13 protein-coding genes and 1 rRNA gene are annotated in these 15,672 nt (G+C 71.7%); 6 read left to right on the top strand and 8 right to left on the bottom strand.

Annotated features, from left to right (window positions below):
- The first annotated feature begins 10 nt into the window (after positions 1 to 10).
- Complete coding sequence (locus DT019_RS10975) at positions 11 to 1,177, top strand: winged helix-turn-helix domain-containing protein (RefSeq protein ID WP_114036571.1); 1,167 nt, start codon at positions 11 to 13, stop codon at positions 1,175 to 1,177.
- Here DT019_RS10975 and DT019_RS10970 read toward each other — a convergent pair.
- The 7 genes from DT019_RS10970 to mtnA form a co-directional block, all read right to left on the bottom strand.
- Complete coding sequence (locus DT019_RS10970; protein ID WP_114036570.1) at positions 1,170 to 1,928, bottom strand: response regulator; 759 nt, start codon at positions 1,926 to 1,928, stop codon at positions 1,170 to 1,172. The genes DT019_RS10975 and DT019_RS10970 overlap by 8 nt on opposite strands.
- A gap of 247 nt (positions 1,929 to 2,175) precedes the next feature.
- A complete protein-coding gene (gene hpf / locus DT019_RS10965; RefSeq protein ID WP_223279413.1) occupies positions 2,176 to 2,865 on the bottom strand; it encodes a ribosome hibernation-promoting factor, HPF/YfiA family in 690 nt (229 codons plus the stop codon).
- Positions 2,866 to 3,179: 314 nt separating this feature from the next.
- Positions 3,180 to 4,007 (bottom strand): ComF family protein, encoded by an 828-nt coding sequence (locus tag DT019_RS10960; protein ID WP_114036568.1) that lies wholly within the window; start codon positions 4,005 to 4,007, stop codon positions 3,180 to 3,182.
- Positions 4,008 to 4,117: 110 nt separating this feature from the next.
- Complete coding sequence (locus tag DT019_RS10955) at positions 4,118 to 6,022, bottom strand: LpqB family beta-propeller domain-containing protein (RefSeq protein WP_411292698.1); 1,905 nt, start codon at positions 6,020 to 6,022, stop codon at positions 4,118 to 4,120.
- Positions 6,012 to 8,012 carry an MtrAB system histidine kinase MtrB gene (gene mtrB / locus DT019_RS10950; RefSeq protein WP_189389437.1) on the bottom strand — a complete coding sequence of 667 codons (2,001 nt, stop codon included), beginning with the start codon at positions 8,010 to 8,012 and terminating at the stop codon, positions 6,012 to 6,014. The genes DT019_RS10955 and mtrB overlap by 11 nt, the downstream gene beginning before the upstream one ends.
- A gap of 1 nt (position 8,013) precedes the next feature.
- Positions 8,014 to 8,703 (bottom strand): two-component system response regulator MtrA, encoded by a 690-nt coding sequence (mtrA, locus tag DT019_RS10945; RefSeq protein WP_189389435.1) that lies wholly within the window; start codon positions 8,701 to 8,703, stop codon positions 8,014 to 8,016.
- Positions 8,704 to 8,707: 4 nt separating this feature from the next.
- Positions 8,708 to 9,856 (bottom strand): S-methyl-5-thioribose-1-phosphate isomerase, encoded by a 1,149-nt coding sequence (gene mtnA, locus DT019_RS10940; RefSeq protein ID WP_114036567.1) that lies wholly within the window; start codon positions 9,854 to 9,856, stop codon positions 8,708 to 8,710.
- A 158-nt stretch (positions 9,857 to 10,014) separates the two neighbouring features.
- Here mtnA and DT019_RS10935 point away from each other — a divergent pair, with 158 nt between their 5' ends.
- From DT019_RS10935 to DT019_RS10915, 5 genes are read left to right on the top strand one after another with little or no spacing between them, the layout of a single operon-like run.
- Positions 10,015 to 11,259: a hypothetical protein gene (locus DT019_RS10935; protein WP_114036566.1), complete on the top strand. Its 1,245-nt coding sequence runs from the start codon at positions 10,015 to 10,017 to the stop codon at positions 11,257 to 11,259.
- A gap of 4 nt (positions 11,260 to 11,263) precedes the next feature.
- Positions 11,264 to 11,953: a DUF4129 domain-containing protein gene (locus DT019_RS10930; RefSeq protein WP_114036565.1), complete on the top strand. Its 690-nt coding sequence runs from the start codon at positions 11,264 to 11,266 to the stop codon at positions 11,951 to 11,953.
- Positions 11,950 to 13,122: a DUF4350 domain-containing protein gene (locus DT019_RS10925; protein ID WP_114036564.1), complete on the top strand. Its 1,173-nt coding sequence runs from the start codon at positions 11,950 to 11,952 to the stop codon at positions 13,120 to 13,122. The genes DT019_RS10930 and DT019_RS10925 overlap by 4 nt, the downstream gene beginning before the upstream one ends.
- Positions 13,119 to 14,102 (top strand): AAA family ATPase, encoded by a 984-nt coding sequence (locus tag DT019_RS10920; RefSeq protein WP_114036563.1) that lies wholly within the window; start codon positions 13,119 to 13,121, stop codon positions 14,100 to 14,102. Before DT019_RS10925 ends, DT019_RS10920 begins: the two co-directional genes overlap by 4 nt.
- Positions 14,103 to 14,110: 8 nt before the next feature.
- Positions 14,111 to 15,421, top strand: coding sequence for a DUF58 domain-containing protein (locus tag DT019_RS10915; protein ID WP_114036562.1), 1,311 nt, complete (start codon positions 14,111 to 14,113; stop codon positions 15,419 to 15,421).
- Between the two features lie 134 nt (positions 15,422 to 15,555).
- On the opposite strand, the gene rrf is transcribed toward DT019_RS10915, so the two are convergent.
- Positions 15,556 to 15,672: ribosomal RNA gene (rrf, locus tag DT019_RS10910) — 5S ribosomal RNA — on the bottom strand.

Raw genomic sequence — 15,672 nt, 5'->3', positions numbered from 1 at the left:
CGTGCGGAGCATGACGAGCCTGCCGCCTCCCGCCGCCGAACTGTCCGCAGACGAGGCCCGCCGGATAGCCCTGCGCGCCCAGGGCTTCCTCGGCGCGGCCGACCGGCGCGGCGGGGTGCGCGGGGTGCTGCGCCACCTCGGCGCGGTCCAGCTCGACACCATCTCGGTGCTCGCCCGCTCGCACGAGCTCATCCCGTACGCCCGCCTCGGCGCGGTCGGCCGCAAGGCCGTCGAGGAGGCGTACTGGAGCGGTGGCCACTCCTTCGAGTACTGGTCGCACGCGGCGTGCGTCCTGCCCGTCGAGGAGTGGCCGCACTTCGCCTTCCGCCGCCGCGCCTACCGCTCGCGGCCGCACTGGAACCACGAGCTGCCCGAGGGCACGTACGAGCAGGTGATCAAGCAGCTGCGCGCCGAAGGCCCCCTCACGGCAACGGACTTGGGCGGCGCCAAGAACAAGGGCGAGTGGTGGGACTGGTCGGCGTCCAAGGTCGCCGTCGAGCGGGCACTGATGTACGGCGAGGTGGTCTGCACGGAGCGGCGCGGCTGGAAGCGGGTGTACGACCTGGCCGAGCGTGCCATTCCGGACGCCCTGCTCCATGACGACCTGGACGACACCGAGTGCCTGCGCCGCCTGGTGCGGCTGGCCGGGCAGTCGCTGGGCGTCGGCACCCGCGCGGACATCGCCGACTACCACCGCATCAAGGGCGAGCAGTTCGACGCGGTGGTCGACGCCTCCGGTCTGGTGCCCGTCACCGTGCAGGGCTGGTCCAAGCCGGCCTGGGCGGACCCCGAGGCGCTGGCCACCGAGCCGCGCGGCCGCCACCGCACCACGCTGCTGTCGCCGTTCGACTCCCTGGTCTGGGAGCGCGCCCGCACCGAGCGGATCTTCGGCTTCACCCACCGCCTGGAGGCCTACGTCCCCAAGCCCAAGCGGATCCACGGGTACTTCGCGATGCCGCTGCTCTCCGGCGGCAGGCTGATCGGCCGGGTCGACCCGGCGCGCGAGGGCCGCACTTTGGTCGCCAAGCAGGTCTCGCTCGACTCGCCGAAGGCCGTACGACCCATGGCGCAGGCCTTGTTGGAGGCCGCCCGGTGGGTGGGCTGCGAGACGGTACGGATCGAGCGGGCCGGGACACCGCAGGAGGCCGCGGCGCTCACCTCGGCACTGGCTATCTGATTTCCAGGATCTTCTCGCGCATCGCGTAGACCACCGCTTCCATCCTGGAGTGCAGCTGGAGCTTCTCCAGGATGTTGCGCACGTGGTTCTTCACGGTGTTCTCGGAGATGAACAACTCCTTGGCGATGTCACGGTTGTTCATCCCCGTGGCCACCAGCTTGAGGACCTCCAGCTCACGGTCGGTGAGCCGGGGCGCGGGCACCAGACGGCGCTCGTCGGTGCGCTGGATCATCGACTTGAACTCGGTGAGCAGCTTGGACGCCATCGAGGGGCTGATCTGCGACTGGCCGTCGGCCACCGCCCGGATCGCGGTGGCCACCTCGTCGGTGGAGATCTCCTTGAGGAGGTAGCCGGTGGCGCCCGCCTTGATCGCGTCGTAGAGGTCGGCCTCCTCGTCGCTGATCGTCAGCATGATGATCTTCGCGCTGGGGGCCACCTCCTTGATGGAGGTGCAGGCCTCGATGCCGCCGCGCCGGGGCATCCGCACATCCATCAGCACGATGTCCGGCAGCAGATCGGCCGCCTTGTCCACCGCCTCCGCGCCGTCCCCCGCCTCGCCGACGACCTGGATGTCCTCCTCGGCGGCCAGCACGATCTCCAGGCCCCGGCGGAACAGGGCGTGGTCGTCCACCACCAGGACCCGGATGGGCTCCTTGCGGGACCCGCCCGCGTGCATGCCGGCCTCGTGGTCCCCACCCCTCGGGCTGTCGGCATGGGAACCGTCGTGCACCGGCCCGAAGCTGTCCGCCATCGTTCCTCCCCCTGAAGGCCGTGGCCCGCGTTGGTGTGCTGCCCAACCACGCTCCAGGGAGCTGCGGTTGGCGTGCGAGGCCATGATTTCATGCCCGGCCGACAGAAGGGTGATCCCGTGGTCGCACGGTGGTGCCCCCGGGGGCGCACAAGGGCTCCAGGGGCACCATCACCCGGTGGTACGGGGCGCCGTCCGTGGACGTTCAACGCACCGGCCAGCGGGTCCTCCGTGGTCCTTCCGGCCGGGGTCAGCCGCCCAGCGCACCGCCCGCGCCACTCGCGTCCTCACCGGCGAGCGGGTCGGTCTCCAGGTGGATGACGCCGTAGTCGTAGGCGTGCCGCCGGTAGACGACACTGGGGTGCTTGGTCTCCGAGTCGACGAACAGGTAGAAGTCGTGCCCGACCAGCTCCATCTCGTAGAGCGCCTGGTCGAGTGTCATCGGGGCGGCGACATGCGTCTTCTCGCGGACCACCAGCGGTCCTTCGCCCTGCACCTCGAGCGAGCCGATCCTGGTGGTAGGAATGCGCTCTTCCTTCGAACCGCCCACCGGCTCGCCGTTTCCGTTCAACTCCGCCACACCCGGCACGACATCGACGACCTCGGCGGCCGAGAGCCGGCCGTTCCCCCGGCGCGTGTAGCGCTTGTCGTGCTGCTTGCGCAGCCGCGCCTCCAGCTTGCCGGTCGCCAGGTCGAGCGCCGCGTACGGGTCTGCTGCCGCCGCCTCCGCACGGATCACCGGGCCGCGCGAGTGGAGGGTGATCTCCACCCGGTCCGAGCGGTCCGCCTGCCGCGGGTTGTGTTCCTTGGACACCTCGACGTCGAGGCTGATTACCTTGCCGTCGAGCTTCTGGATCTTCTCCAGCTTCAGCTTCTCGGCCACGTGCTTGCGGAACCGCTCGGGCACCTCGGTCTTGCGGCCCTTGACGACGATGTCCACGCAGAACTCCGTTCCCGGATCACTCCGCCTCAGAGCGGAGCTGCTCCCTTTTGCACCAGACCCCGGTGAGTGCCGGGGCGTCGGACTCGGTGACGTATCACCTCCTCCTCCCCCGTCGAGAAGATCCCCACCCCACCAAGTCGGGGGTAAGTGAAAACGCGCCGAAGCTCAGCCGTGCATTAAGTGAACGGTCTTTCGCCATTCCTCACAACCGAACATAGCTCGCCCGGCCGGATGTCGGCACCCGCTACTCGCACGTACCTCCACTCAGGTGTTTCCGTCCTCTCACTACCTGCAACGATGCGGCTTCTCGGTCAGTTCCGGTTTATCGCGAACGATTCCGGAGGGGCCGCGACAACCGCGGCGACGGTGCGCGGAACACCGGCGTCCCACGCCTCCACCCCGGCTCCCCGGCGGCGATGCGTCGTCCCCGCTCGGGGATGTCCCGGAATTCCCTGTTCTGGGCATCCATCTCCTCCTGGGACGTCCCTACGACGACCGACTACCCCCGTCCCACGGATCGCACGCGCCGCTTCCACCAGGGATGCACCCGTGGTCATCAGATCGTCCACCAGGACCACCCGGCCGCCCGCCAGGAGCCGCTCGCCACCGCCCGCCACCACCAGGGCCCCGGCCAGATTCGCGAGCCGCTGCGGGGCGCTCAGGCCCGCCTGGTCGGCCACCGCACGCCGCTGGCGCAGCACGGCGGCCACCCGGGCGTCCGTCCCCGCCCGGCGCAGCTCACCCGCGGCGGCGAGCGCCATGCGCCGGGTCGCGTCGTGCCCCCGCGCCCGCACCGCCCGCCGCGACGACGGCACCGGGACCAGCAGCAACGGGCCCTGCCCCGTCGGCCCGGCGGCCGCCCGCGCCGCGCCCGCGAGCGCCTGCCCGAGCACCCCGGCGAGGCCGAGGGCGCCCCGCTCCTTGTGTCCGAGCAGCACCGCGCGCACCGCGTCCTCGTAGGGCGCGGCCGCGTACACCGCGGGCAGCCCGGCCGGCTCCGGCGCGGGACGCACCCGGTACGCGGGCGCCCCGAGCAGCGCGGCCCGGCACCGCTCGCACAACGCCGTACGCGGCCTCCCGCAGCCGCCGCAGGCGGTCGGCAGCACAAGGCCGGAGAACTCCCGCCACCACCCCCGCATGGCTTCTACTGTGCCAAGGGGCGCGGGACCCGGCCACCCCTGTGGAAAACCCGCGCCGGGCCCGGGGCAACGCTGTGGAAAACCTTCCGCGCGGGCCCCGGGCGGCCCGGCTATCCCGGATACGCGGGCGCCGACCCCTTCTTGACGGCCGTCCGCCAGTTCGCTCCCGGCGGCAGCCGCACGATGCCGTCCTCCTGCGAATGCGCCACCAGCGGCATCCGGTCGTCGTCGGTGGCCGCGATGTCGGTGACCTTGTTGACGCTCGGCAGGGTGCCGGACGCCGAGGTCGACCCGTCCGTCTGCACATAGCGCAGCTGCTGGGAGACGCCGCCGGTCTCCTTGCCGACCACGACCAGACGGCTCCGCCCGGCCCAGGACACGGCGGTCACGTCCTCCATCTGCGGTGCCCCGGGGCGCAGTTCGATCACGGACACCACGCTCTTGTCGCCTTCGCCGCTCCGCTCGACCCGGCCGATCCGCAGCGTCGTATGGCCGCCCTGGGACACGAGCAGTGCGACCCGCACCCCGTCCGCCGCCATGCGGACCTGCTGGATCTGCCCGCCGTTGAGACCGGCGACGTCGACGACCTCCGGCTCCCCCGCGCCCTGCGCGAGGCGCAGCAGCCGCGGCTTGGCCTGATTGCGGTCGGCCACCCACAGGTCGCCGCGCCCGTCCCAACTGGGCGCCGACAGGCCGCCGTTCTTCGCGTCCTTGTCGTCACTGGTCACCCGCGTCCGCACCAGCTCACCACCCGCCGAGAGCGGGGCCACGAGCAAGGACCTGCCGTCCGCCGACACCCCGGCCGCGCGCTTCTCGTCCCGCGAGACCGCGACCGTACGCACCTGCTGCTCGCCCTTGCCGAACGGGCCCTGCACCGGCTCGGTCACCACCGAGTCGTCCGAGCTGTCCGAACTGTCCGAGCCCCCGCCCGAACTGTCCGAGCCGCCGGCGTCGGCCCGCATCCGCTCCACATGACCACCGGCGTCCACGAAGTACTGACCGGGGCTGGTCGACATGCGGTCCGGCGCGTACGTCTCGGCCTGGTCGCCGCTGAGCACGCACAGCTGGGAGCCGTTGGCCCGGTCGAGTTCCACCTGGCCGATCCGAGTCGTCGTCAGATCCCGCAGGGTGAAAAGGAGTTGGGCCGCCATCCGCTTGCACTGCGCCTCACCGGCGTTGGAGGCCCGCTCGTTCAGCGGCACCTTCAGGGCGTTGCGGTCGTCCAGGGCGAGCGACTTGGTGTTGCCTTTCAACGCCGTCCCCGTCGGAAACTTCGAAGCGACCACCGGTTTCAGCCAGTTGGTCGGCCCGTCCAGCACCGACTGCACGGTCTGCGTGACCAGGTTCATCTGCGTCTCGGGGTCGGTGCGCTGGCGCACGTACACCGGGTCGGCGACGAGACGGTCCTGCCCGGCAGCGAAGTAGTACGTGTTGACGGAGCGGTAGATGCGCTGGAAGTCGGACTGCCCGAGCAGCAGCCCCTCCGGCAGCGCGTCGATGCGCCACTCCTTGCCCGTCCCGTCCGGCCCGCTCTGCCGCACCAGGTGGATGGTCTGGCTGTACGTGTCCTGCGGCTTGGCCGGCTGGTAGGCGCGCTGCTTGTCGACCACGGCGACGGGCTTGCCGGACACCGTGAACGTGAAGCCGTTCGCGTCCGAGCCCCGGTCGCCGGACCGGTTGGGCTGCGGGTCGGGGCCGTCGGCCAGGACGGTGACCTGGTTCGCCTGCCAGTCCTTCGCCGCCTTCACGGTCAGATACTGGCGGGCCATCGCGAACTTGGGGTCGTCGCTGGTCATCGCCTCGAGGAAGCCCGCGACGATCTCGTTGGGCTCGGCGCCCGGCCGCGGCGGCACGGCGTACACCTGCACCTGCGAATCGGCCCGCTGGGACGCCGACACCGAGTGCACGTCGCCGCTGCTCGGCATGGACGCGCAGCCCGACACCAGCAGCGAGCCGCTGCCCAGCACGACCACCGACCGCAGCAGTGCCCGGCCCCTCCCCCGGTCAGCGCCCACGGGCCGATCCCTCCTGGTCGCTCACTTCGGTGAGCCGCTCCGGGCCCACCGTGTCCTCCCCGCGCTCCGCGTCGGGGCGTGCGGAATCCCCGTCGGTGCGCCGGGCCACCACCCGGCCCCCGCCGCCTCCCGGCAGCCCCGCGGGGCTGGCCGCGGGCCCGGAGGTGCGCGGGCGCACCGGGGCCGTGGGCGGCACGGGCAGCGTGGAACGGTCGAGCCGCGGCGTCGGCACCGTGGAGAGCCGGTTGCCCTGCGCCTGCGCGGACGTCGCCTCGGCCCTGGCCCGCTCACGGGCGGCCCGTGAGTCCTCCGGCTCCAGGGGTATCGGCGATCCGCGCAGCGGTTCGTCGGCGGTGCGCGGCAGGGTCAGCCGGAACTGGGAGCCCCCGCCCGGCTCGCCCCAGGCCTGGAGCCAGCCGCCGTGCAGCCGGGCGTCCTCGACGGCGATCGACAGGCCGAGCCCGGTGCCACCGGTGGTACGGGCGCGCGCCGGATCGGCCCGCCAGAACCGGTTGAACACCCGCGTCGCCTCGCCGGGCTTCAGACCGACGCCGTAGTCCCGCACCGCGACCGCGACGGCACCGCCCGCCGCCGCGAGGCGCACCACGACGTCCCGGCCCTCGCCGTGCTCGACCGCGTTGACGACCAGGTTGCGCAGCACCCGCTCGACCCGCCGGGCGTCGGCCTCGGCGACCACGGGCTGTTCGTCACCGGCCACCCGTATCCGGGTACCCTTGCGCTCGGCCAGCGGCTCGGCTCCCTCGATGACCCGGCGCACGACCTCGCGAAGGTCTATCGGCTCGGCCTCCAGGGCCGCCGCTCCCGCGTCGAAGCGGCTGATCTCCAGGAGGTCGGCGAGCAGCGACTCGAACCGGTCCAGCTGCCCGGCGAGCAGCTCGGCCGAGCGCGCGGTCACCGGGTCGAAGTCGACCCGCGCCTCGTGAATGACATCGGCGGCCATCCGCACGGTCGTCAGGGGGGTACGCAGCTCGTGCGAGACGTCCGAGACGAACCGCCGCTGCATCCGCGACAGCTCCTCCAGCTGGTTGATCTTGACCTGGAGGTTCTGCGCCATCTTGTTGAAAGCCTCGCCGAGCCGCGCGATGTCGTCCTCGCCGGTGACCTTCATGCGCTCCCTGAGGACGCCCGTGGAGAGCCGTTCGGCGACTCCCGCGGCCATCCGGACCGGCGTCACCACCTGCCGCACCACGAGCCAGGCGATGGCCCCGAGCAGCACCACGACGAAGAGCCCGGCGGTCGCCAGGGTCGTCTTGACCAGGGTGAGCGACTTCTCCTCCTGCACCAGCGGGAAGAGGTAGTAGAGCTGGTAGGACTGCCCGTCGACGTCCTTGAGCCGGGTGCCCACGACGAGGCCCGGCTCGGCCTCCTGGCCGTCGGTGAACTTGATCGAGGTGTACGTCTTGAACGCGCCGGCCCCCTCGTCGACGCTGTCCCGCAGGCTCTGCGGAACGCTCGCGCGGGGGTCGACGTATCCGGAGGCACGCGGCCCTCTGTTGCTGGAGGCCGAGTCCGAGTCCGAGGAGGCCGACCCGAGGGCGACGACGTAGAACGCGCCCTGGCCGCTGCTCGCCAGCTGGGTCACCAGGTCGTTGCGCCAGCTCACCGACGAGCCGGAGCCGCGGCCCGCGGTGCTGTCGTCGCCGCCGGTCGAGACGGGCGCCCCCGCCTTGTCCTTCGCGACCGCGAAACCGCCCGCGGACTGGCTCTCGGCCGCCTTCTCCTTGGTTTCGAGCAGGCCGTTGCGCACCGCGCCGATGACCACGAAGCCGAGCAGCAGGACGACGCCCAGCGACATCAGCAGGGTGGCCGCGACCACCCGCAGCTGGATGTTGCGCCGCCACAGCCGTGCGGCGGGCAGCAGCGGGCGCCGCAGCCAGCGCACGACGAGGCGCAGCACCGGACCGCCGGGCGCTCCGTCCTGGAGCAACCGGCCGCCCCAGGACGTCTTGCGCCCAGCTTCTTGGGTCATCTCAGCTCGGTCCTGCCTTGTAACCGACCCCACGGACGGTCACCACGATCTCCGGCCGCTCGGGGTCCTTCTCGACCTTCGAGCGCAGCCGCTGGACATGCACGTTGACCAGGCGGGTGTCCGCCGCGTGGCGGTAGCCCCAGACCTGTTCGAGGAGTACCTCTCGAGTGAACACCTGCCAGGGCTTGCGGGCGAGCGCGACCAGCAGGTCGAACTCCAGCGGGGTCAGTGCGATCGACTGCCCGTCCCGCTTCACCGAGTGCCCCGCCACGTCGATCACCAGGTCACCGATGGCGAGCTGTTCCGGCGCGGGCTCCTCGGACCTGCGCAGTCGGGCCCGGATCCGGGCGACCAGCTCCTTGGGCTTGAACGGCTTCACGATGTAGTCGTCGGCCCCGGACTCCAGGCCGACCACCACGTCCACGGTGTCGCTCTTCGCGGTGAGCATGACGATCGGCACACCCGACTCGGCCCTGATCAGCCTGCAGACCTCGATGCCGTCCCGTCCGGGCAGCATGAGATCGAGCAGCACCAGGTCGGGCTTGGCGTCACGGAATGCCGCCAGTGCCTTGTCGCCATCCGCTACGAACGACGGCTCAAAACCTTCTCCACGCAACACAATGCCGAGCATCTCGGCCAGTGCGGTGTCGTCGTCGACGACAAGGACGCGTCCCTTCATAAACGTCATCATCCCATTAGCTAATCGTTACCCGGCGTGACCTGGCACACAGCTCCCTCAGCCCGCCGCCTGTCACCGGGCACAGAACGCCCTCCTCCGTGACGATCGCCGTGACCAGTTCCGGCGGTGTCACATCGAAGGCGGGGTTGTACGCCTGCGTTCCCAGCGGCGCCACCGGCAGCCCGGAACCGGCCCCCCAGCCGCCCCCAGGAACCTGCGGTGCAGTGAGCTCCGTCACCTCCTGGCCGGGCCGCTGCTCGACCTCGATCGAAGCGCCGTCGGGAGTGTCCAGGTCCACCGTGGTGACCGGCGCGACCACGACGAACGGCACGTGGTGGTACTTGGCGAGCACCGCGAGGGGATAGCTGCCCACCTTGTTGGCCACCGAGCCGTCGGCCGCGATGCGGTCGGCGCCGATGAGGACGGCATCCACCTCCCCGCTCGCGAACAGCGATCCGGCCGCGTTGTCGCTCAGCAGGCTGTACGCCATCCCGCTGCCCGCCGCCTCGTACGCCGTCAGCCGCGCGCCCTGCAGCAGCGGCCGCGTCTCGTCGACCCACAGTCGCCGCAGCCGGCCCGCCCGGTGTGCGGCAAGCGCGACCGCGAAGGCGGTGCCCTCGCCGCCGGAGACCAGTCGGCCGGTGTTGCAGTGCGTGAGGATGCGGTGACTGCCGCCCGGCAGCAGCTCGTCGAGCAGCGCCAGCCCGTGCGCGGACATCCGCGCGCTCGCCTCGGCGTCGGCCCGGTGCAGCTCCTTGGCCGCGGCCAGCGCCGCCGCCCCGGCCTCCACCTGCCCCACGCCCTTCTCCAGAGCCGCCCGGTACGCCCCTGCCGCCAGCCGCACGCCGTACCCGAGGTTCACCGCGGTGGGCCGCGCCCCCGCAAGGTGCGCCGCCGCCTCGTCCACGTCGTAGCCGCGGGCGGCGGCCAGCGCCACCCCGTACGCTCCGGCGATGCCGAGCAGCGGGGCTCCGCGTACCGCCAGCGTCTGGATGGCCAGCACCAGCCCCGGCACATCCGTGCAGACGAGCTCCACCTCCTCGGCGGGCAGTCGGGTCTGGTCCAGGAGGACCAGTACGGGGCCCTCCGGCGGCTCGTCCCAGCGCAGCGAGGGGATTCCGGAGGGGCCGGGTCCCGTGGTGGTTCGCACGTCCTGATCAGCCATCTGCCCAGTCTGCCCCGTGAGCGGCCGACAATTGAAGGTGCGAACGAGATACGAGGGCAGGTCCGCGGCCGGGATCCACATGGCACCATGGCAGCCAACCCGAAGAAGCCGGCACGCGCAGTCGCCGGTCCCGTGACCAATCCACGAGGTGGACGACCGTGAACGACTCTCCGGGCTGGGCCTCGCCCGGATCGGCCCCCTCCGACGGCGAAGACTCCGGCACACCCCCGACGCCCGAGCCCTCCGACCGGGCCCGCGCCTCCTCGAAGTGGTCGCAGGACCAGCCCCCGGCCGCCCAGTGGTCCCCTCCGGGAGCCGGTCAGACGCCTCTGCCGCCCGCGCCGGGCTGGGGTGGCCAGCAGCAGGGCCGCGGCGGCTGGGGCCAGGCGCCGGGCCAGCCCCCAGGCCCCCACTGGAACCAGAACTACGGCCGCCCGCCCGCCGCGAAGCCGGGTGTCATCCCGCTGCGCCCGCTGGGTGTCGGCGAGATCCTCGACGGGGCCGTCTCGACCGCACGCGCCCACTGGCGCACCGTCCTCGGGCTGACGCTGACCGTCGCGGTGATCTCGCAGATCGCCCAGATCCTCACCGTCCGCTTCATCCTGCCGACCCCGGCCGCGGTCGACCCGAACGCCACCGGCACCGAGGCCGTCAACCAGGCCTTCGACTCCTTGCAGTCCAGCCTGCTCGACCTGACGCCGGCCCTGATCATCGGTCAGCTCGCCACTCTCTTCACGACGGCCGTCCTCACCATCGTGGTCAGCCGGTCGGTGCTCGGCCGCCCGGTGAGCCTCGGCGACGCGTGGGCCGAGGCCCGCCCGCGGCTGCTGAGCCTGCTCGGGCTGCTCGCCCTCCTGTTCGTCATGTTCGGCGCGATCTTCGCCGTCGGCGTCCTCCCCGGCGCGATCCTCGGGGGAGGCGGTGGCGCCGCACTCGCCGTGCTCGGTGGCCTCGCCGCATCCGTGGTCGCCCTGTGGCTGTACGTCCGCTTCAGCCTGGCCTCCCCGGCTCTGATGCTGGAGCGGCAGAGCATCGTCCAGTCCCTGCGCCGCTCCACCAAGCTGGTCAGCGGCTCCTGGTGGCGGATCTTCGGCATCTCCCTGCTGACGTCGATCCTGATGGCCATCGTCTCGATGATCATCATGTTCCCGTTCACCGGGATCGCGATGGCGGTGAACAGCGACAACTTCCACGACCTGCTGGGCGGAACCACCCCCGAGTTCGGCTGGACCTACCTGGTCATCTCCGGCATCGGAGCCGTGATCGCGTCGGCGATCACCTACCCCATCGCCGCGGGTGTCAGCGTGCTGCTCTACATCGACCAGCGCATCCGCCGCGAAGCGCTCGACCTCGAGCTGGCCCGCGCCGCGGGCGTGCCCGGCTACGAGACACCCGGGAGCTGATGGAGTGTCAGGAGCGGGGGGCTTCATCACGGCACAACTACTGAACGGCACATCCGGACAGCCTCCGGTGGACATCGGGCGCGACCCCGCCCGCGAGGCGGCCCATCGCGAACTGTCCGACCCGGCATACCACCAGAACGACCCGAGCCTCTTGCAGCGAGCCCTCAACGCCTTCTGGGACTGGGTCGGATCACTTTTCGACTCCGCGTCCGGAGCCACCCCAGGCGGCCCGCTCGGCCTGATCGTGATCGCCGTCGTCGTCTTCGCGCTGATCGCCGCACTGTGGTGGCGGCTCGGCACCCCGCAGCGCACGGCCACGTCCGGCGGCACGGTCTTCGACGACCGTCCGCGCAGCGCCGCCGAACACCGCACCACCGCGGAGGCGCACGCCGCGGCCCGGCGCTGGAACGAGGCCGTCCAGGAACGGATGCGGGCCATCGTCCGCTCCCTGGAGGAACGCGCCCTGCTCGACCCCCGCCCCGGCCGCACCGCCGACGAGGCGGCCGCCGAGGCGGGCCGTACGCTGCCCGGCCACACGGACCGGCTCCGCGCCGCCGCCCGGACGTTCGACGACGTCACATACGGCGGCCGCGCCGCCGACGAAGCGGCGTACATACGGCTCCGCGACCTCGACCAGGACCTCACCCGCACCAAACCCGCGCTGAGCGACGCGCCCCGGGGAGCCGTCGCATGACCGCCCCCACCTCCACCTCGGTCACGGCACGCGACCTGTGGACCCGCGCCCGCGGCCTGCTGCTGGCCCTCGCCGTCCTGATCACGGCTGGCGTCGCGCTCGCCGCCCTGCACTCCGACTCCCGACACGGCAGCCTCGACCCCCGCTCCGCCGACCAGTACGGCAGCCGCGCCGTCGCCCAACTCCTCAAGGACCAGGGCGTCTCCACCCGGGTGGTCACCACGCTGGACGAGGCGACAGCCTCCGCCGGCCCCGACAGCACCCTGCTGGTCACGGTGCCCGACCTCCTGACCGACGCCCAGCAGCACCAGCTCCGCACCGCCACCGCCGACTCCGGCGGCCGTACGATCCTCCTCGCCCCCACCGAGGCGTCCCTGACGGCCCTCGCCCCCGGCGTACACACCGAGAGCCCCGTCCCGGTCAAGCCCCGCGACCCCGCCTGCACGCAGCCCGCCGCTCTGCGCGCGGGCCGTGCGGACACCGGCGGCGTCCGCTACGTGTCCCCGGACGAGAACGCCGAGGGCTGCTACGCCGCCGGCGGCCTGCCCACCCTGCTGGACACCGCGGGCCACGGACAGGGCGACACCGTCCTCCTCGGCGCCCCCGACATCCTGTTCAACCACCGGCTCGACAAAGAGGGCAATGCCTCTCTCGCTCTCCAACTGCTCGGCTCTCGGCCCCATCTGGTCTGGTACCTCCCCTCGCTGGGTGACGCGTCGGCCACCGATGGCGGCAAACGCTCCTTCTTCGACCTGATCCCGGCCGGATGGCGCTGGGCCACCCTTCAACTCGCCCTCGCCGCCGTGCTCGCCGCCCTCTGGCGCGCCCGTCGCCTGGGCCCGCTCGTCACCGAGCGACTCCCGGTCGCCATCCGCGCATCGGAGGCCACGGAGGGCCGCGCCCGCCTCTACCGCAAGGCGAACGCCCGCGACCGTGCGGCCGACACCCTCCGGTCGGCCACCCGCACCCGCCTGGCCCCTCTCCTGGGCGTGGCCGCCTCTGCGGCGCACTCCCCCGAAGCACTCGTCCCCGCTGTCGCCGCCCGGCTCCCCGCCGCCGGCCGCGACCCCCTTTCCCTGCTCTTCGGCCCGACACCCGCCGACGACGCCGCACTGGTCCGCCTCGCGGACGACCTCGACGCCCTCGAAAGAGAGGTACGCACTTCATGAGCGACCGCACCCCGGAGACCGCAGCGAACCCGGACAGCGCCCGCGCTTCCCTGGAAGCCCTGCGCGCCGAGATCGCCAAGGCCGTGGTCGGCCAGGACTCGGCCGTGACCGGTCTGGTCGTGGCCCTCCTCTGTCGCGGCCACGTGCTGCTCGAAGGCGTACCGGGTGTCGCCAAGACCCTCCTGGTGCGGGCGCTGGCTGCTTCCCTCGAACTCGACACCAAGCGCGTCCAGTTCACCCCCGACCTCATGCCGAGCGACGTCACCGGCTCGCTCATCTACGACGCCCGCACCGCCGAGTTCTCCTTCCAGCCGGGGCCGGTCTTCACCAACCTGCTGCTCGCCGACGAGATCAACCGAACCCCGCCCAAGACCCAGTCGTCCCTCCTCGAAGCCATGGAAGAACGCCAAGTCACGGTCGACGGCACGCCCCGTCTGCTGCCCGACCCGTTCCTGGTGGCCGCCACGCAGAACCCGGTCGAATACGAGGGCACCTACCCGCTGCCCGAGGCCCAACTGGACCGGTTCCTCCTGAAGTTGACGGTCCCGCTGCCGTCACGACAGGACGAGATAGACGTGCTGGCCCGGCATGCGAACGGCTTCAACCCCCGCGACCTGAAGGCCGCGGGCGTGAGCCCGGTCGCCGGCCCCGCCGACCTCGAAGCCGCCCGCGCCGCCGTCGCCAAGACCTCGGTCTCCTCCGAGATCACCGGCTATGTCGTCGATATCTGTCGTGCCACGCGTGAATCCCCCTCGCTCAGCCTCGGAGTTTCCCCCCGAGGCGCCACCGCCCTGCTCTCCACGGCCCGGGCCTGGGCCTGGCTCACCGGCCGGGACTACGTCATCCCGGACGATGTGAAAGCCCTGGCACTCCCGACACTTCGCCACCGCATCCAACTGCGCCCCGAAGCCGAGATGGAGGGCGTCACAGCCGACTCCGTCATCGCCTCGGTCCTCGCCCACGTCCCCGTTCCCCGCTGAGGCGCCCCATGGCTCTCACTGGACGCTCCGCACTCCTGGCCGCCCTCGGCTCCATCCCCGTGGGCGTCTTCGCCCCGGGCTGGACAGGGTTGCTGGCAGTCAACGGCCCCCTTGCACTCGCAATTCTGTGCGACTACGCATGCGCCGCGCCAGTGCGGAAGCTCCAGTTCACCCGAAATGGTGATACAGCCGTTCGACTCGGAGATGCGGCCGAGGTCGGCCTCACTGTCACCAACCCGTCGAACCGGCGCCTCCGCGCGCAGCTCAGGGACGCCTGGCCGCCCAGCAGTTGGCCGTCCGGCACCGAACAGGCCGCGTCCCGGCACCCGTTGACGATCCCGTCCGGCGAACGAAGCCGCCTGTCCACCACCCTGCGGCCGACCCGCCGGGGCGACCGGCACGCAGACCGCGTCACCGTCCGCTCCTACGGCCCGCTCGGCCTGGCCGCGCGACAGGGCAGCCACCGCGTCCCCTGGGCCATCCGCGTGCTGCCGCCCTTCACAAGCCGCAAACACCTGCCGTCCCGCCTGGCCCGCCTGCGCGAACTCGACGGCCGCACCAGCGTGTTGACCCGCGGAGAGGGAACCGAATTCGACAGCCTCCGCGAATACGTTCCCGGCGACGACACCCGCTCCATCGACTGGCGCGCCACCGCCCGTCAGGGAAATGTCGCCCTACGAACCTGGCGCCCTGAGCGCGACCGTCACGTCCTGGTCGTCCTTGATACGGGTCGCACATCGGCCGGCCGCGTCGGCGACGTCCCTCGACTCGACGCGGCAATGGACGCCGGACTGCTGCTCGCCGCCCTGGCCTCACGAGCAGGTGACCGCGTCGATCTCCTGGCATACGACCGCCAGGTACGCGCGCAGGTGCAGGGCCGGGCCGCAGGCGAACTCCTGCCCGCGCTGGTCATCGCGATGGCCCCGCTGGAGCCCTCCTTGATCGAAACCGACGCCCGCGGCCTCAGCGCGGCAGCCCTGACCCATGCGCCCCGCCGCTCGCTGATCGTCCTGCTCACCAGCCTGGACACAGCGGCAGCCGAAGAGGGACTGCTCCCCGTGCTGCCTCAACTCACCAAGCGCCATACGGTGCTCGTGGCGTCCGTGGCCGACCCTCACATTCAGCGGATGGCGACCGCGCGGGGTGACGTCGAGGCGGTCTACGAAGCCGCAGCGGCCAGCCAAGCTCAGCAGCAGCGCCGCCGCGCGGCCGAGAAACTGATGCGCCACGGCGCCACAGTCGTCGATGCACCACCGGACGAACTCGCCCCTGCTTTGGCTGACGCCTACCTCGAACTGAAGGCGGCAGGCCGCCTGTAAAAAGGGTGAGGAAGGAACCTGGGGGGAGCTCCCTCCACTCCTTCCAGGCTCTTCATTCATCCCTCAAACGCGAAAAAGCCCCGCACCGTGACCTGTATTCCTACAGATCCGGTGCGGGGCTTTCCCCACAATTTGTTCGGCGGCGTCCTACTCTCCCACAGGGTCCCCCCTGCAGTACCATCGGCGCTGAAAGGCTTAGCTTCCGGGTTCGGAATGTAACCGGGCGTTTCCCTAACGCTATGACCACCGAA

This window comes from Streptomyces sp. SDr-06, assembly GCF_003324565.1.
GTDB lineage: Bacteria > Actinomycetota > Actinomycetes > Streptomycetales > Streptomycetaceae > Streptomyces.
This window is presented reverse-complemented; position numbering and strand designations above follow the sequence as displayed.